14 protein-coding genes are annotated in these 16,568 nt (G+C 62.7%); 6 read left to right on the plus strand and 8 right to left on the minus strand.

Annotated features, from left to right (window positions below):
• Positions 1-164 precede the first annotated feature (164 nt).
• From E5X88_RS03590 to E5X88_RS03600, 3 genes are all read left to right on the plus strand, one after another.
• Positions 165-338 carry a hypothetical protein gene (locus tag E5X88_RS03590; protein ID WP_292158979.1) on the plus strand — a complete coding sequence of 58 codons (174 nt, stop codon included), beginning with the start codon at positions 165-167 and terminating at the stop codon, positions 336-338.
• A 172-nt stretch (positions 339-510) separates the two neighbouring features.
• Positions 511-2,013 (plus strand): IMP dehydrogenase, encoded by a 1,503-nt coding sequence (gene guaB / locus E5X88_RS03595; protein WP_292158351.1) that lies wholly within the window; start codon positions 511-513, stop codon positions 2,011-2,013.
• A gap of 31 nt (positions 2,014-2,044) precedes the next feature.
• The gene (locus E5X88_RS03600; protein WP_292158352.1) at positions 2,045-2,584 is read left to right on the plus strand and encodes a hypothetical protein; all 540 of its coding nucleotides are present in this window, start codon (positions 2,045-2,047) and stop codon (positions 2,582-2,584) included.
• A 207-nt stretch (positions 2,585-2,791) separates the two neighbouring features.
• Here the strand turns inward: E5X88_RS03600 and rnd are convergent, their stop codons facing one another.
• The 4 genes from rnd to E5X88_RS03620 all read right to left on the minus strand — a co-directional run bounded on the left by rnd (position 2,792) and on the right by E5X88_RS03620 (position 6,546).
• Entirely contained in the window at positions 2,792-3,943 is a 1,152-nt protein-coding gene (gene rnd / locus E5X88_RS03605; RefSeq protein WP_292158354.1) for a ribonuclease D, read from the minus strand.
• Positions 3,944-4,016: 73 nt separating this feature from the next.
• Positions 4,017-5,264: an MFS transporter gene (locus E5X88_RS03610; protein WP_292158356.1), complete on the minus strand. Its 1,248-nt coding sequence runs from the start codon at positions 5,262-5,264 to the stop codon at positions 4,017-4,019.
• Between the two features lie 283 nt (positions 5,265-5,547).
• Positions 5,548-6,054 (minus strand): DUF3280 domain-containing protein, encoded by a 507-nt coding sequence (locus E5X88_RS03615; protein ID WP_292158358.1) that lies wholly within the window; start codon positions 6,052-6,054, stop codon positions 5,548-5,550.
• Positions 6,055-6,144: 90 nt separating this feature from the next.
• The gene (locus E5X88_RS03620) at positions 6,145-6,546 is read right to left on the minus strand and encodes an MAPEG family protein (RefSeq protein ID WP_292158362.1); all 402 of its coding nucleotides are present in this window, start codon (positions 6,544-6,546) and stop codon (positions 6,145-6,147) included.
• Between the two features lie 245 nt (positions 6,547-6,791).
• On the opposite strand from E5X88_RS03620, the gene aspS reads away from it, so the two are divergent.
• The gene (aspS, locus tag E5X88_RS03625; RefSeq protein ID WP_292158946.1) at positions 6,792-8,582 is read left to right on the plus strand and encodes an aspartate--tRNA ligase; all 1,791 of its coding nucleotides are present in this window, start codon (positions 6,792-6,794) and stop codon (positions 8,580-8,582) included.
• An 83-nt stretch (positions 8,583-8,665) separates the two neighbouring features.
• Here the strand turns inward: aspS and E5X88_RS03630 are convergent, their stop codons facing one another.
• A complete protein-coding gene (locus E5X88_RS03630; RefSeq protein ID WP_292158364.1) occupies positions 8,666-9,856 on the minus strand; it encodes a hypothetical protein in 1,191 nt (396 codons plus the stop codon).
• Positions 9,857-10,164: 308 nt separating this feature from the next.
• Here E5X88_RS03630 and parC point away from each other — a divergent pair, with 308 nt between their 5' ends.
• Together parC and E5X88_RS03640 are read left to right on the plus strand one after the other, a co-directional pair.
• Positions 10,165-12,417 (plus strand): DNA topoisomerase IV subunit A, encoded by a 2,253-nt coding sequence (gene parC / locus E5X88_RS03635; protein ID WP_292158366.1) that lies wholly within the window; start codon positions 10,165-10,167, stop codon positions 12,415-12,417.
• 333 nt (positions 12,418-12,750) lie between these two features.
• Complete coding sequence (locus E5X88_RS03640) at positions 12,751-13,959, plus strand: AI-2E family transporter (RefSeq protein ID WP_292158368.1); 1,209 nt, start codon at positions 12,751-12,753, stop codon at positions 13,957-13,959.
• On the opposite strand, the gene E5X88_RS03645 is transcribed toward E5X88_RS03640, so the two are convergent.
• The 3 genes from E5X88_RS03645 to E5X88_RS03655 form a co-directional block, all read right to left on the minus strand.
• Entirely contained in the window at positions 13,947-14,843 is an 897-nt protein-coding gene (locus E5X88_RS03645) for a DMT family transporter (RefSeq protein ID WP_292158370.1), read from the minus strand. The genes E5X88_RS03640 and E5X88_RS03645 overlap by 13 nt on opposite strands.
• A 131-nt stretch (positions 14,844-14,974) precedes the next feature.
• Positions 14,975-15,739, minus strand: a complete 765-nt coding sequence (locus E5X88_RS03650; protein ID WP_292158371.1) for an arginyltransferase — start codon at positions 15,737-15,739, stop codon at positions 14,975-14,977.
• A gap of 138 nt (positions 15,740-15,877) precedes the next feature.
• A complete protein-coding gene (locus tag E5X88_RS03655; RefSeq protein ID WP_292158373.1) occupies positions 15,878-16,348 on the minus strand; it encodes an RDD family protein in 471 nt (156 codons plus the stop codon).
• Positions 16,349-16,568 lie beyond the last annotated feature (220 nt).

Here is a 16,568-nt window from a genome sequence, read left to right on the forward strand (position 1 = left end):
CTGGGCTCAGGGCTGACACGGCTGCCGGCGTCGCGCAAATGTGACGGCAAATTAAGGCGACATCCGCCCCAACCCGTGGTAACCGCCCTGCCTGTCGGCTTGTCCCCCTTCGCCCCCGAGGGACCGGCAAGCAATCGCGTTAACTTCAAATCCGGACGCGTTCCATGAACCGCACCATTCCGCTTATCCTGGCGGTCGCTCTCTTCATGGAAAACATGGATTCGACCGTCATCGCGACGTCGGCAGCCGTGTCAGCCCTGAGCCCAGCGAAGAAGGGCGCCCAAATAAAAACCCGCCTCGGAGGCGGGTCGTTGGCGCAAATCAGCACTGTGAATTAATTCCTAGCATAGTTGCCGTCACCTGTCAAGTTGAAACCACCCTCGCGTGCAAGCAATCGGCTTTTCATCGGCGACGGGACGTGTTACGAGCCAGCGCCAATCCTGAAAGGGAAGATACGAGTCGGCGCTGTCCATCCGGTCCAGCGCTTTTCATGCATTCCGAGGGCTGGCCATGGCAAAAATTATCGAAACGTCCACGGGCGCGTTGGCGCTGACCTTTGACGACGTGCTGCTGCAGCCGGGTCATTCCGAGGTCATGCCCGGCGAAACCGACATCCGCACCCGCATCGCCGGCGATATCGACCTCAACGTGCCGATCCTCTCCGCCGCCATGGATACCGTCACCGAGGCGCGCCTTGCCATCGCCATGGCCCAGGCCGGCGGCATCGGCGTCATCCACCGCAATTTCTCGCCGGCCGAACAGGCCGAGCAGGTGCGGCAAGTGAAGAAGTTCGAATCCGGCATGGTGGTCAACCCGGTCACCATCGGCCCCGATGCGACGCTCGCCGACGCCCTGGGGCTGATGCGCACCTACAGCATTTCGGGCATTCCCGTGGTCGAGAATGGCGGCGCTGGCGGGCATAAGGTCGGACGGCTGGTCGGCATCCTGACCAACCGCGACGTGCGCTTCGCCTCCGATCCGGCGCAGAAAGTCTACGAGCTGATGACCCGTGAGAACCTGATCACGGTCAAGGAAAACGTCGATCAGGACGAGGCCAAGCGGCTGCTGCACCAGCACCGCATCGAAAAGCTGGTCGTGGTCGACAGCGACGGCAATTGCGTCGGGCTGATCACCGTCAAGGATATCGAGAAGTCGCAGCTCAATCCGCACGCCACCAAGGACGTGCAGGGGCGCTTGCGCGCGGCGGCCGCCACCAGCGTCGGCGATGACGGCTTCGAGCGCGCCGAGCGCCTGATCGACGCCGGCGTCGATCTTCTGGTGATCGACACCGCGCATGGCCACTCGCAACGCGTGCTCGACGCGGTGACGCGGGCCAAGAAGCTGTCCAATTCGGTCCGCATCCTGGCCGGCAACGTCGCTACATCAGACGGCACGCTGGCGCTGATCGATGCCGGCGCCGATGCCGTCAAGGTCGGTATCGGGCCAGGGTCCATCTGCACCACCCGCATCGTCGCCGGCGTCGGCATGCCGCAGCTTTCGGCGATCATGTCGGCGGTCGAGACGGCGCAGAAATCGGGTGTCTCGGTCATTGCCGATGGCGGCATCAAATATTCCGGCGATCTCGCCAAGGCGCTCGCCGCCGGCGCCAGTGCCGCCATGATCGGCTCGCTGCTGGCCGGCACCGACGAGAGCCCGGGCGAGGTCTACCTGCACCAGGGCCGCTCGTTCAAGGCCTATCGCGGCATGGGTTCGGTGGGCGCCATGGCGCGCGGCTCCGCCGACCGCTATTTCCAGGCCGAGGTGCGCGACACGCTGAAACTGGTGCCGGAGGGCATCGAAGGGCAGGTTCCCTACAAAGGACCTGTGTCCGGTGTGCTGCACCAGCTCGCGGGCGGCCTGAAAGCCGCTATGGGTTACGTCGGCGGTCGCGACCTTGCTGATTTCCGCGAACGCGCCACCTTTGTACGCATATCCAACGCCGGACTTCGTGAAAGCCACGCCCATGACGTCACGATTACCCGCGAAAGCCCGAATTATCCTGGAGGAATTTGATCAGCATGGCTTTGGGCGAAATCTGACGGCAATGATGCTGCGGCTGTCGCGCCACGCTGCAGCGTTATGTTTTGTCTGCGTGGCGGTTTTCATCGTCATGACGGCGATGGAGTTCCTCTATTTCCGCCAGTTGAGCGGTGGCCTGCCGTCGCTCGATATGCGCTTCACCGGTTTCACCCCGGATGAGGGCATGGCCTGGCTGACGGCGCTCGGCCGGCGCGGCAGCGAGATCATTCTCGTCTGGCACTATCTGACCTTCGACCTGCTGTTCCCGGCGCTGCTCTCGCTGACCTTGGCCAGCCTGATCCTGGCCACGGGGCGGCGGCTGAAGAACTTCCGGGCTTTGCCCGCGCAGCTCCAGTTTCTGTTCGCGCTTGTCCTGGTGCTGCCTTACATGCTTGCCGATTATGCGCAGAACATCGCGGTGGCTCGCCTGCTCTCCGATTTCCAGTCGGCCAATCCGGATTCGCTGTCCTTCGCCTCGGCGCTGATCGTCACAAAATTCGCGCTTCTGGCGATACCGGCGATCATCATCGCGGTTTTCCACCTGACCGGTCAGAGACAGCGCTGACTCCCCTTCTCCCCTTGTGGGAGAAGGTGGATCGGCGCGTAGCGCCGAGACGGATGAGGGGTGCTGGAAGAAACGCCGCGTTAAAATATCGAAGAATTTGAATCACTTGCGTCCTCAGCGCCGCGATCCGTCCAGCACCCCTCATCCGACCGAGCTTCGCTCGGCCACCTTCTCCCACAAGGGGAGAAGGAAAGGATGTAGCAGACGCTACAAATCGAACACCGCGATCTTGCGCTTGTCGAACTTGATCGCGATCTCGCCGCGCACCAGTTTGAGCGCGGCCTCGCCGAACACGGCGCGTCGCCAGCCTTGCAAGGCTGGCACGTCGGCGGCTTCGGCCTCGGCGGCGATGCGGTCGATGTCGTCGCTGGAGGCCAGCACCTTCGGGGCGACGCCCTCCTTTTCGGCGACGATCCGCAACAGCACTTTCAGCAGTTCCGCTGCGGCGTTGGAGCCTTCGGGCGGCTGAAAACTCTTCGGCAGCTTCGGCATGTCTTCCCTGGGCAAGGCAAGCGCGGCGTTGACCGCGCCCAGCAGCGCCGTTGCCGTCGCCGAGCGTTCCCAGCCTTTCGGCGTGGTGCGCAGCTTGCCGAGCGCTGCCGCGTCGCGCGGCGCCTGCTGCGCCACCTCGTAGATGGCGTCGTCCTTCAGCACCCGGCCGCGCGGCACGTCGCGTTCGCGCGCCTCGCGCTCGCGCCATGCGGCCACCGCCTGCACGATCGCCAGTTCCTGCGGCTTGCGCAGCCGCATCTTCAGCCGCTTCCAGGCGTCCTCCGGATGCGGATCGTAGGTCGCGCGGGAGGTCAGCACCTCCATCTCCTCGTTCAGCCAGTGGGCGCGGTTTTCCCGCACCAGCTCGGCGCTGAGGTGCTGGTAGACCTCGATCAGATGGGTGACGTCGGCAAGCGCGTAGTCGAGCTGCTTGTCGGAAAGCGGCCGGTGGCGCCAGTCGGTGAAACGCGAGGACTTGTCGAGCCGGGCGCCGGTGATCTTCTGGACAAGCTGGTCATAGGAGACGCTGTCGCCGAAGCCGCAAACCATCGCCGCCACCTGGGTGTCGAACACCGGATGCGGCACCAGATCGCCGAGATGAACGATGATTTCGATGTCCTGGCGCGCCGCATGGAAGACTTTGACGACGGCCTCGTTGGCCATCAGCCTGAAGAACGGCTTCAGGTCGATGTCGGGTGACAGCGGATCGATCAGCGCCGTCACACCGGGCGCCGCCATCTGGATCAGGCACAGAATCGGCCAAAAGGTCGTCTCGCGAATGAATTCGGTGTCGACGGTGACGAAATCCGACTTTTCGAACGCGGCAAGAGCGGTCTCGAGTTCTTCTTGGGTGGTGATGACGTGCATCAAATCGCTTTTGGCAAAAGGTAAGGTCTCCTTCAATTTCAGCCGCGCGGGCTTTCGTCAAGCCGCAGAGCCGTCATCGGTGCTTGCCGGGGCCGTCGGAATCATCGTTGCGCTTGGCCAGCCGGGCGAAAACCGTCGATGTGCGCAAAAGGCCGATGAAACGGCTGCGTTTGCCCGCCGGCACGCCGGATCGCACCTGCATCCGGTACAGGATGACGACGGCAAAGACGGCGTAGACGATGGCGCAGAATACGAACAGCGCGCTTGGCCCGAAATACTGCATCGCCGTCGAGGCGGCGAACGGTCCGCCAATGGCGCCGAAGGAATAGAACAGCATCAGTGCCGCGTTGATCAGCACGAACTCGCCCTTGTCGGCGCGGTCGTTGGAGTGCGCCGCCGACAGCGAGTAGAGCGGCATGGCGAAGCAGCCGAAGAAGAAGACGGTCAGGAAGTTGAGGAACGGATTGCTCCCGGCCAAGAACGCCAGCGCCAGCGCGGCAAACAGCGCGCAGCACGTCGTTATCAGCAGCACGGAACGCCGGTCCCAACGGTCGGACAGATAGCCGAGCGGATACTGGATGATGGCGCCGCCGAAGATGCCGACGCTGACGAAGGTGACGACGTCGGTGACCGACATGCCGATCTGTTCGGCATAGACCGGCGACAAGGTGCGGAAGGCGCTGTTGGTGACACCGACGGCGATACAGCCGAAGCAGCCGAGCGGCGAAATCCGCCAGACGCGCGCCAGGTCGAGCTTGACGTCTTCCGGCGGGGTCGGGTTGGAGCGGTCGCCGAGCGATACAGGCACCAGCGAGAGCGTGATCATGATCGACATGATGGCGAAGATGGCGAAACCGCCGGCGCCGACGATCGGGATCAGGAACTGTGCGCCTGTGACCGAACCGATGTCGACCATCCTGTAGATGGCCAGCACCCGCGCGCGATCCTTGTTGGCGACCCCGGAATTGAGCCAGGCTTCCATGATGGTGAACAGGCCGGCGAAGCAGAACCCGCCGGCAAAGCGCACCGCGCACCACATGACCGGGTCGATGACCAGCACCAAAAGCAATGTTCCGGCGGAAGCGATCGCCGCCAGCGCGGAAAAGGCGCGCACATGGCCGACGGCCTTCATGATGCGGGTGACGGCGAGGCAGCCGAGCAGGAAGCCGGCGAAATAGAACGTGCCCATCAGGCCGACCGACGAGGCCGAAAATCCCTCCTGCGCGCCGCGCAGCGCGATCAAGGTGCTCTGCAGGCCATTGCCGCCGAGCAGGATGGCGGCGGCAATAAGAAGCGGGATCAGCGGGCGGATGGAGGACATGAAGGAAGGCCTGTCGTTGATCCTTCTTGAACCATCGCCCGCGCCAATGCCAGCGGCAATTCCCGGCAATATTGGGCCAGTACCGGCAATCAGCTTTCCAGTTTGATTTTCGGCTTAGGACCGATCTTCCGCGCTCCCGATGGCGCGCTGGGTGGCGGGCGGTCATCGTTCCCCTTACGACAGGCAATCGCAAAGACCCGGATGCTTGGCCCATCGATGAGCGAACGACCGCCGCAGCTCGATTATTCTCTTTCCCGAACGGCTTTGGCGGCCGGTGCGCGCCCTACCGCAGAATTCTGTTTGTCATCAGCCATTTCACGGAGCGGGGCCACGCGTAGTTCGCACCCATGCGAAGATCGGTAAAGCCCTGCGAAACAGGTTTCCCGGTTTCAGCGTCAAGGATACGAATGAACATGGTGTGCTCTGTCCGGTTGACGCGCGTTACGACGCCCAGCAGGGCAAGGGACGCGCCGTGCTCCTTGGCAATTTTACCTTCACAGCCCCCGCAGTTGCGCAATCCGTGCGGCACAGCCGCCGGCTTATCCCCGGCTGGCACATCGACGATTGTAAAGCGTCCGGACTGGGAGAGCATGTCCTTCGCAACCTGTGCTGACTCGGACAGATAGCGCCTGTCGTGTTCATCCGGGGGGATTATTCCTGCCCCAGCGCTCTTGTCCTCCAACTCGAAAGGAAACACCTCGATCGACATCGGCTTTGTCTGCTGGGCGTATGCAAATGCACAGGTGCCGACAAGCAGCGTCATCAGGACAGTCAATGTGCGAATGCGCATGGTAGTCCTCCCATCAATGTGACGGCCATTGTACACGGCTCGACCACCCAAATCACGATCAAAGCAGAAGATCGTGACGGCGTGCCGGCACTATAACTCGGGCCAGACTGACGCCAGCAAAAGCAGGACAATTCCAACAAACGCGACGTTCCAGACGAGAGAACGGAGCAGGGGGACGCCTCCTGCGTAGAGTGGCAGGTAAACCAGCCTGGCTGAAAGATAGAGACCAGCTCCCCATTCGCTGAGCGCGCTCTCACGGCCAAGCACATGGACAAGGAAGACTGCGGCCACAAACACCGGGAACGTCTCGAGGAAGTTTCGAAGGGCTCTTTCCAGCCGGCCCGCGACTCCGGTGAGCGGGGGCATTTCGGCATCACGAGAGCTGGCCGTCCAGCGATAGCCTCGCTGAAGACTGGCTGCGTGGGAGGAGATAATAATTTGGATCAAACAGAGCACGCAGCTTGCTGCAAGCATCACCAGTTCGAAGCTCATTAACCGCACTCCTGTCCGTTCTCCAGACGTTGCCCGAGCCGCGCGCCGCGTACCGGCCAGAGCATCGGCTATATCGCCCAACGCATTTTCACACAGCCTGGCTCGAAGGCCGAAATTCGAACCGAGTTGCTGCGCGAGCGCCGCCTGCCTTGACAAAGGCGGCCTCTCATGTGCTTTTCGCGCAAATTTTCAGGCTGGGCCATCATGCCTTGGCCGCAATCCAACATCCGGACTTACCAATGACAATGCATCGTTATCGCAGCCATACCTGTGCCCAGTTGAGGAAGAGCGACGTCGGCTCTTCCGTTCGCCTGTCGGGCTGGGTGCATCGCGTGCGCGACCATGGCGGCCTGCTGTTCATCGATTTGCGCGACCACTATGGCCTGACCCAGATCGTCGCCGATCCGGATTCGCCGGCTTTCAAGATCGCCGAGACCGTGCGCGGCGAATGGGTGATCCGTGTCGACGGCGAGGTCAAGGCGCGCCTGGCCGAGACGGCGAACGCCAACCTGCCGACCGGCGAGATCGAGGTTTTCGCGCGCGAGATCGAAGTGCTGTCGGCGGCCAAGGAGTTGCCGCTGCCGGTGTTCGGCGAGCCGGACTATCCAGAGGACATCCGTCTCAAATACCGCTTCCTCGACCTGCGTCGCGACACGCTGCACAAGAACATCGTGGCGCGCACGAAAATCATCGCCGAGATGCGCAGGCGCATGAACGAGGTCGGCTTCACCGAATTCTCGACGCCGATCCTGACCGCTTCGTCGCCCGAAGGGGCGCGCGACTTCCTGGTGCCGTCGCGCATCCACCCCGGCACTTTCTACGCGCTGCCGCAGGCGCCGCAGCAGTACAAGCAGCTGATCATGGTGTCGGGCTTCGACCGCTATTTCCAGATCGCGCCGTGCTTCCGCGACGAGGATCCGCGCGCCGACCGCCTGCCGGGCGAATTCTACCAGCTCGATCTGGAGATGAGCTTCGTCGAGCAGGACGACGTGCTGGCGACGATGGAGCCGGTCATGCGCGGCGTGTTCGAGACCTTTGCCGCCGGCAAGCCGGTGACGCAGGCGTTTCCGCGCATCGCCTATGACGTCGCCATGCGCAAATACGGCACCGACAAGCCGGATCTGCGCAACCCGATCGAGATGCAGGCGGTCTCCGATCATTTTCGTGATTCCGGCTTCAAGGTGTTCGCCAACATCCTCGCCAACGACCCGAAGGCCGAAGTCTGGGCCATTCCGGCCAGGACCGGCGGCAGCCGCGCCTTCTGCGACCGCATGAATTCCTGGGCGCAAGGCGAGGGCCAGCCGGGCCTCGGCTACATCTTCTGGCGCAAGGAGGGCGAAAAGCTCGAAGGCGCCGGTCCGCTCGCCAAGAACATCGGCGAGGAGCGCACCGAGGCTATCCGCCTCCAGCTCGGCCTTGCCGATGGCGACGCCGCCTTCTTCGTTGCCGGCGACCCGAAGAAATTCGTCTCGTTCGCGGGTGCGGCGCGCACCCGCGCCGGCGAGGAGCTGAACCTCGTCGACCGCGATCGCTTCGAATTGTGCTGGATCGTCGACTTTCCCTTCTACGAATGGAACGAGGACGAGAAGCGCGTCGATTTCGGCCACAACCCGTTCTCGATGCCGCAGGGTGGCATCGATGCGCTCAACGGCGAGGATCCGCTTGGGATCAAGGCGTTCCAGTACGACATGGTCTGCAACGGTTTCGAGATCGCGTCGGGCGGCATCCGCAACCATTTGCCGGAAACCATGGTCAAGGCGTTCGAGATCGTCGGCCTGGATCGCGAGACGGTCGAGGAGCGCTTCGGTGGCCTCTACCGTGCCTTCCAGTATGGCGCGCCGCCGCATGGCGGCATGGCGGCCGGCATCGATCGCGTCGTCATGCTGCTGGTCGGCGCCAGGAACCTGCGCGAGGTGACCATGTTCCCGATGAACCAGCAGGCCTATGATCTGTTGATGAGCGCGCCCTCGGAAGCCAGCCCGCAGCAGCTTCGCGAATTGTCGCTGCGCGTCGCGGTGACCAAGAAAGAGCCTTAAAAACCTCCTGTAACCGATTCTGTTGATTCACAAAAAGCCCGGCATCGCTGCCGGGCTTTTTTGCTTTCCAGCGACTGCTCCGCTCAGTCCTCGTTCGCCTTGACCGTCACGCCAAGCGTCTTCGGCAGGTCGAGCGGGTTGGACATGGCGCCTGCCATGATCAGTGCGAACGGCACCGCTGCCGGCGGCTCGGCCAAGATCTCGATGCTCTGCGGATCATCGAGAAATTTGCCGACCGCAGCCGACACCTCGGCCGTCAGTTCGGGATTGTTGAGCTGCGCCATGCCGAAAGGCACGATCGCCTTGGCCTGGTTGGCGATGTCCTTGCCGGACATGCCTTGCTGCTTGCCGACATAGTCCAGCACCTTGTTGGTCAGCGAATCGTCGTCGAAGCGGATCGAAGCGCTGTTGAACGAAAGCTGCTGCAAAACGCCGAGCATGGCCATGCCCTCAGCCGATTTGTCGGCGCCTTCGGGCTGAGCCGCCATCTTCTTCTGCATCTCCTGCAGCGACTTGATGACGTCAAGCGTGTAGCCGCCGAGACCGAAGGTCATGCCGAGCGTTCCGGCATTGTCGACGGAAATGTCGTATTTCGACAGCTCCATCTTGCCGTCCGAAGGCTGCCAGGTGCCCTCCATTGCAAGGTTCCCGGTGATGTTCTGGTAGCCGAGCGCGTTGATCGCGTCCTTGGACTTCGGGTCCTCGATCAGCGTCAGGTCGGCATTGAATTTTTCCGTGGTGCCGGAAAACTCCATCGCCTTGCCGTCGGCCGGCGGGGTGACTTTGATGGCGAGCCCGTCCATCGAGAAGGCGGTCTTGTCGGCGACCTTGATCGTCATGTTCTCGAGTTCGGCCGACTTGTACATCATCAGCGAGCCCAGCGGACCGGTGGCGCCGTCGGCGGGAACCGTCATGTCGCGGATAATGAAGGGGCTGAGGTCGACCGTGACGCCGTCCTCGCTGCGTTGGAACGCCGAAGTCGAGACGGTTTCGATTTCATAACCGCCATTGGCTTCGGTCACGCCTTCGAGTTTGACGTCGCCGATCTTGAGCGCCTCGTTCTCGGCCGCCGGTTTGACGGCCACGCCTTGCAGCACCATGCTGGAGGCATCGCCCGTCACCCCGGTCCAGGAGATGTCGACGCCCTGGGCGGCGAGAGCCGTCTTGAGACGGTCGGCGACCGCCGCATCCTGCGCGAAGGCCGCGTTCAGCGGCAGCGTCAGCAAAAAGGTCGAAAAAGCGAGTTTGTTGAGTGTCGAGCGTTTGATCGTCATCGCGAGTTCCCTGAGTGTTTCCTGAAGTGTTTTGAGTATGTCCTAGATTATTCTCGAATTCCTTGCGCCGTCACCCTTCCGTGACGAACTGGACGGGAAAAAGGCGTTCATCCGCACAATGGTCGGAAATAGCGACGAAACGCAAACCCGGTCCATCGCGCCCAGTCCATCGCGCCCGGTCCATCGCGCTTGCCATAGAAGCGGGATGTAACCGGTTGATGTTGGTCGGCGCTGCCGCACGTCCAGTTCGTGTTGCAGAAGGGGCCTTGCCTCTTGCCGCGAATCACCCGCTCGGCTAGTCCCAGCCCATGGGTAAGAGGCTTTTGCCGCCTGGAGATGGCGGCGGCGACAACATCGAGCCGGTCGATCTGAAGAAAGCGCTGGAAGAGCGCTATCTCGCCTATGCGCTGTCGACCATCATGCACCGGGCGCTGCCGGATGTACGCGACGGGCTGAAGCCGGTCCATCGCCGAATCATGCATGCCATGCGGCTGCTCAGGCTCAACCCCGACCAGGGGTTTGCCAAATGCGCCCGCATCGTCGGCGAGGTGATGGGCAAGTTCCATCCGCATGGCGACCAGTCGATCTACGACGCATTGGTGCGGCTGGCGCAGGATTTTTCGATGCGCTATCCCCTGGTCGACGGGCAGGGCAATTTCGGCAATATCGACGGCGATAACGCCGCCGCCATGCGCTACACCGAAGCGCGCATGACCGATGTGGCGACCGAACTGCTGTCCGGCATCACCGAGGACGCGGTCGACTACCGGCCGACCTACAATGAGGAGGACGAGGAGCCGGTCGTGCTGCCCGGCGCCTTCCCGAACCTGCTCGCTAACGGCTCGTCCGGCATCGCCGTCGGCATGGCGACATCGATCCCGCCGCACAATGCAGCCGAGCTCTGCGATGCCGCCCTGCATCTGATAGACCATCCTGATGCGCCGGTGACGACGTTGATGGACTTCGTGCAAGGTCCGGATTTCCCGACCGGAGGCATCATCGTCGACAGCCGGGCCTCGATCCTCGAAGCCTACGAAACCGGTCGCGGCGGTTTCCGCGTCAGGGCGACATGGAGCCAGGAGGACCAGGGCAGGGGCACCTGGAACATCGTCGTCACCGAAATCCCCTATGGCGTCCAGAAGGCGCGGCTGATCGAAAAGATCGCCGAGCTTCTGATGGCGCGCAAATTGCCGCTGCTCGAGGACATCCGCGACGAGAGCGCCGAGGACATCCGCGTCGTGCTGGTGCCGAAGAGCCGTTCGGTCGATCCCGGTATCCTGATGGAATCGCTGTTCAAGCTGACCGAGCTCGAAAGCCGCTTTCCGCTCAACATGAACGTGCTGTCGCGCGGCAAGATACCCAACGTGCTGTCGCTGAAAGGCGTGCTCAAGGAATGGCTGGAGCACCGCCGCGACGTGCTGCTCCGTCGCTCCAGGCATCGCCTCGGCGAGATCGAAAGGCGGCTGGAGATCCTCGCCGGCTATCTGATTGCCTACCTCAACATCGATGAGGTGATCAGGATCATCCGCGAGGAGGACGAGCCCAAGCAAGTGATGATGGCTCGCTGGTCGCTCACCGACAACCAGGCCGAAGCCATCCTCAACATGCGGCTCAGGGCCTTGCGCAAGCTCGAGGAATTCGAGATCCGCAAGGAATTCGATGGTCTCACCACCGAGAAAAAGCAGATCGAAGCGCTGCTTGCGTCCGACGCCAGGCAGTGGGCGACGATCAAGTGGGAAGTCTCCAGTATCCGCGAGAAATTCGGACCGGAAACCGAGCTCGGCAAGCGCCGGACCCAGTTCGCCGACGCGCCCGAACACGACCTGACCGATATCGCCCACGCCATGATCGAGCGCGAGCCGGTCACCGTGGTCGTTTCGGAAAAGGGCTGGCTCAGGGCGATGAAAGGTCACCTGACCGACCATTCGGCTCTGACCTTCAAGGAGGGCGATAGCCTAAAGCTCGCCTTCCACGCCCAGACCACCGACAAGGTGCTGGTCTTCACCACCGGCGGCAAGTTCTACACGATCGGCGCCGACAGGCTGCCGGGCGGGCGTGGCCATGGCGAACCGATCCGCATCATCGTCGACATGGACAATGACCAGGACATCGTCACCGCCTTTGTCCATGATCCCAAGCGCAAGCTGCTCCTGGTGTCACACGGCGCTAACGGGTTCATCGTGCCGGAAGAGGAAGTCGTCGCCAACACCCGCAAGGGCAAGCAGGTGATGAACGTCAAGGCGCCTGACGAGGCCAAGCGCTGTGTGCCGGTCGCCGGCGACCATCTCGCCATCGTCGGCGAGAACCGCAAGATGCTGGTCTTCCCGCTCGCCGAAATACCGGAGATGGGGCGCGGCAAGGGCGTTCGCCTGCAGAAATACAAGGATGGCGGCGTCCTCGACCTCAAGACCTTCACGCTTGCAAGCGGTCTCTCCTGGCAGGATTCGGCCGACCGCACCTTCACCAAATCGCGTGAAGAGCTGGTCGAATGGATCGGCGCCCGGGCCTCGGCCGGACGCATGGTGCCGAAGGGATTCCCGAGGACGGGGAAGTTTGGGTAGAGGTAGTGTCAAGCTTGAATGCCTCAAGCGCTGGCATTCCTTCACACCCCCCTCTGTCCTGCCGGACATCTCCCCCGCAAGGGGGGAGATCGGAAGCTTCGCCCTTTCCGCCCGCTTTCTGACGTTGGCGATTTGCGAAGGCCGACATGACAGCCAATCTCCCCCCTTGCGGGGGAGATGGCCGGCAGGCCAGAGGGGGTGCTGTCCCGCGACGTCGCCAATTGCACCGGCAATTCCATCGCCATTTGGACTATCGTCACGATTGCTGCACTATGATCCTGCATAAGCATCGCTACATGAGGCGGGGCAGATGCGTTTGGGAGAGATGGGCATTTGAAAGAAGCTAAGATCCCGAAACCGGAACGCCAGCAGCGCCTGTTCGGCCTGTCGACGCCGGTCAGATCCGCCGTCATTCCGCCGCTGTCGGCGGCGCGCTGGCTCCTGGTGCTGATCGTCGCCGCCGGGGTCTATTTCTTTCATGGTTTCCTGGTCCCCGTGCTGGCCGCGCTGGTCATCGCCTTTGCCAGCTGGCCGCTTTATCGGCGGTTGCTGGCTGCTGTCGGCGGCAACCGCACGGTCGCCGCGACATTGGCAATCCTGTTCATCCTCACCTTCCTGGTGGTGCCGATCGCGCTCGCCGGCGCCTACGCCACCAACGAAGTTCGCGAATGGGTCGGCTGGGCGATCGTGACCAACCGCGAAGGCGCGGTGACGCCGCAATGGATCGCCACGCTGCCTGTGGTGGGCGACTGGCTCAACGAGCAGTGGACGCGCAATGTCGGCCATCCCGGCGGCATCGGCGAACTGATCCAGCTGATCAGCGGCGCCAACATCGGCAGCATCTATCGCGGCGTTCTGGCCGCCGGCGGCAGCGCCTTCGGGCTTCTGCTGGCGCTGCTGTTCATGATGATCGCGCTGTTCTTTGCCTATCGCGACGGCGAGCATTTCGCAGGGCAGGTCGACCGTCTCGGCGAACGCATCCTGCCGGCCAGGTGGGAGCGGATTTCACGCGTCGTGCCGGCGACGATTTCCTCGACGGTGACCGGCATGACCGTGATCGCCATCGGCGAGGGCGTGGTGCTGGGCGTGGCCTACTGGCTGGCCGGCGTGCCGTCGCCGGTGACGCTCGGCGCCCTGACCGGCATCATGGCGCTGATCCCCGGCGGCGCCCCGCTGTCCTTCACGCTTGTCTCGATCTATCTCGCCGCCAGCGGCTCGCTGATGGCCGGGTTGGCGCTGTTCATCTGGGGGACCGTCGAACTGTTCATCGTCGACAAGACATTGCGCCCGAAACTGGTCGGCGGCCCGATAAAACTACCGTTCCTGCCGACCTTTTTCGGCCTGATCGGCGGCGTCAAGACGATGGGCTTTCTCGGCCTGTTCATTGGTCCGGTGCTGATGGCATTGCTGGTCGCGATCTGGCGCGAATGGCTGCGCGAGGTGGAATTGGCCGACGAACTCGCCCCCGCGGCACCGGCGGAGCCGGAAGGTGCTCCGCCGCAAATCGAAATCGTTGCCGAGAAGACGTCTCAGGCCGGGTGACTGACCGCAAGGGCTGCGCGGCGTTTGCGCCCTTCATGCAGTTGCCACAGCGAATGGGCGACCAGCGCGACGATGAGGATCGCGCCGCCGATCATGCTGTTGCGCGACGGCGTTTCGGCAAAGACCATCCATACCCAGACCGGCGCCAGCACAGTTTCGAGCAGATAGAACATCGCCACCTCAGGCCCGGAAATGTATTTCGGTCCGTTGGCGAGGCAGAAGAACGAGATCGGCATGATGACGGCGCCGTTGAAGATGATCCACCACGGCGCGTTCACCTGAAGGCCTTCGCTCGAGACCATGAACGCCGCGACGCCCAGGGGCAGGATCACGCCGATCAGCGAAGCGAATCCCATATCCTTGCCGCTGGCGCGCGAGAGGGTGATGGCCAGTGCGATGAAGAAAGCCGAGCACAGCGCCATGAAATCGCCGAACAGGTGCCCGGTACCGATCGAATCGCCGACGATGATCGCGACGCCGACGATCATGACCAGCATCGCGACCACCGTGGCCGGTCGCGGCCGCTCCTTCAGGAGCACCCAGGACAGCAGCGCCGCGAACACGGTGTTGAAGGCGAGGATGAAGACCAGGTTGGCGGTCGTGGTGTGGTAGACGCTGGTGACGAAGGTGACCGAGGTTAGCCCGTAGCATATGGCGACAACGAGGCCCGACCAGCCGGGGATGAGCTGCGGCGCGTTCCTGCTCAGCGAGCGCCAGACAGCCCAGATGATCAGCGCCGCGACCAAGGTGGTGCCGGTGCGCAGCAGCAGGATTGTCCACGCCTCGCCGTCGGCGAGCCGGATCAGTGGAATGTCGACGGTCAGCGTCAGCCCGCCGATGGCGGTGATAAGAAGACCCTTCTGGTGGTCGATATGAGACGACATGCGGCAGTTCTCGCAACGAGTTTGGAGGCCGGGCGCAAAATTGGCCAGCGTCTGTCCCTCCAGCCAAACGGCCGAAAAGCCAGCAGCATCCTCCTTGGAACGGTTTTAAGGATGATTGGCGAGAGAGCGGATCAGCGCGAAACCGCTTCGTGGTCGTAGCGTTCCCAGCCTTTCGGGCCGAGATGCTCCTGCGGCATGAAGCGCATCTTATAGTTCATCTTGCGCGAGCCGTTGACCCAGTAGCCGAGATAGACATGGGGCAGGCCCATCGCCCGGGCGCGGGCGATGTGATCGAGGATCATGAAGGTGCCGAGCGAACGATCCTCGAAGTCCGGATTGAAGTAGGAATAAACCATCGACAGGCCGTCGGCCATCTTGTCGGTGAGCGCCACCGCGATCAGCTCGCCTTGGCCCTTGCCGGTGATGAAGGTGTCGGGGCCGCGGCGCCGGTATTCGATGACCTTGGTGTCGACATGCGTGTCCTCGACCATCATGGCGTAGTCGAGCACCGTCATGTCGGACATGCCGCCGCGACGATGGCGGGCATCGAGATAGCTGCGGAACAGCGAATACTGCTCGGTGGAGGGTTGTGCGTCGTGCATGGCGCCGACGAGGTCCGAATTGCGGTGTATCACCCGCTTCATGTTGCGGCTGGTGGTGAATTCCTGGGCCAGGATGCGTACCGAAACGCAGGCGCGGCAGGTTTCGCAGGCCGGCCTGTAGGCGATGTTCTGCGACCGGCGGAAGCCGCCTTGCGTCAACAGGTCGTTCATCTCCGGCGCCTTGTCTCCGACCAGATGCGTGAACACCTTGCGCTCGAACTGGCCCTCAAGATACGGGCATGGCGACGGCGCGGTCAGGAAGAACTGCGGCGACTGGGTAGGATGGTGAGTCATCGAACCTTGGAAACACTCCTGCGAATCTCTCTACCTTTGGCGCGCACGGCGAAAAATTCAACAGGATTGTGAAGGCGAAGCCGACTGGATGCCTCACATTTGTGCACAAACGCTCGCGGGGACTCGTAAAAAACTGTCTCAGCGGTCACTGCGGCTGACCACCGTGCCGAGCAGCAGGTCGTGCAGGGTGCGCTTGCGGTCGGCAAACAGCGTCACCAGAAGGATCAGCGGCGTCAGGATCACGTTGCCGGCCCAGAACAGAACCGAATGCACCACGGCCGTCAGCCCGTCGATGTGGGTGCCGTCCAGACGGTCGAGCCGGATCCCCATCATCTTCATGCCTGTCGTGGCCTGGTCGGCGCTGCCAAGCGTGTTCCAGATGTAGAGGATGGCGACGGCCGGTACGAGGACGGAAAACAGCATCCAGCCGAGGCCTAGCGTCAAAAGGCCGAGGAAGAACACCAGGATCGCGAACGGGATGGTGAGCAACGCGACGATGCAATAGTCGATGATGAAGGCGAGGACACGCCGCGTGCGCACGCCCTCATAGGCCCTGATGTCATCGAGCCTGGTGGTGATGATTTCGCCGTCGAGAACGCGCGCGCTCATGTCATTTCCTCGTAATCAGGCCCGGGATAGAGTGCGGGCCGCCTGGCGTTGAAATGGTGAAGTCTTGCGGCGGAATCAAGATCGAGCCTTTCCACGGTACATGATGGGAAGCAGCGCCGGGCGCAGCCTGAACCGGTTGAATTCGCAGCGCGGATGGCGTTAGTTTGCTGCAGCGCAGCAATGCACTGAGAGCGCCGCGGGTCGTTATGGCTACAGGGAC

The organism is Mesorhizobium sp. (assembly GCF_004962245.1).
In the GTDB taxonomy this organism is placed as follows: Bacteria; Pseudomonadota; Alphaproteobacteria; order Rhizobiales; family Rhizobiaceae; genus Mesorhizobium.

What these genes read in the sequence shown, in the direction of transcription:
- E5X88_RS03590 (WP_292158979.1), top strand. Translation starts at nt 165, where the DNA reads ATGAACCGCACCATTCCGCTTATCCTGGCGGTCGCTCTCTTCATGGAA.
- guaB (WP_292158351.1), top strand. Translation starts at nt 511, where the DNA reads ATGGCAAAAATTATCGAAACGTCCACGGGCGCGTTGGCGCTGACCTTT.
- E5X88_RS03600 (WP_292158352.1), top strand. Translation starts at nt 2,045, where the DNA reads ATGATGCTGCGGCTGTCGCGCCACGCTGCAGCGTTATGTTTTGTCTGC.
- rnd (WP_292158354.1), bottom strand. Translation starts at nt 3,943, where the DNA reads ATGCACGTCATCACCACCCAAGAAGAACTCGAGACCGCTCTTGCCGCG.
- E5X88_RS03610 (WP_292158356.1), bottom strand. Translation starts at nt 5,264, where the DNA reads ATGTCCTCCATCCGCCCGCTGATCCCGCTTCTTATTGCCGCCGCCATC.
- E5X88_RS03615 (WP_292158358.1), bottom strand. Translation starts at nt 6,054, where the DNA reads ATGCGCATTCGCACATTGACTGTCCTGATGACGCTGCTTGTCGGCACC.
- E5X88_RS03620 (WP_292158362.1), bottom strand. Translation starts at nt 6,546, where the DNA reads ATGAGCTTCGAACTGGTGATGCTTGCAGCAAGCTGCGTGCTCTGTTTG.
- aspS (WP_292158946.1), top strand. Translation starts at nt 6,792, where the DNA reads ATGCATCGTTATCGCAGCCATACCTGTGCCCAGTTGAGGAAGAGCGAC.
- E5X88_RS03630 (WP_292158364.1), bottom strand. Translation starts at nt 9,856, where the DNA reads ATGACGATCAAACGCTCGACACTCAACAAACTCGCTTTTTCGACCTTT.
- parC (WP_292158366.1), top strand. Translation starts at nt 10,165, where the DNA reads ATGGGTAAGAGGCTTTTGCCGCCTGGAGATGGCGGCGGCGACAACATC.
- E5X88_RS03645 (WP_292158370.1), bottom strand. Translation starts at nt 14,843, where the DNA reads ATGTCGTCTCATATCGACCACCAGAAGGGTCTTCTTATCACCGCCATC.
- E5X88_RS03650 (WP_292158371.1), bottom strand. Translation starts at nt 15,739, where the DNA reads ATGACTCACCATCCTACCCAGTCGCCGCAGTTCTTCCTGACCGCGCCG.
- E5X88_RS03655 (WP_292158373.1), bottom strand. Translation starts at nt 16,348, where the DNA reads ATGAGCGCGCGCGTTCTCGACGGCGAAATCATCACCACCAGGCTCGAT.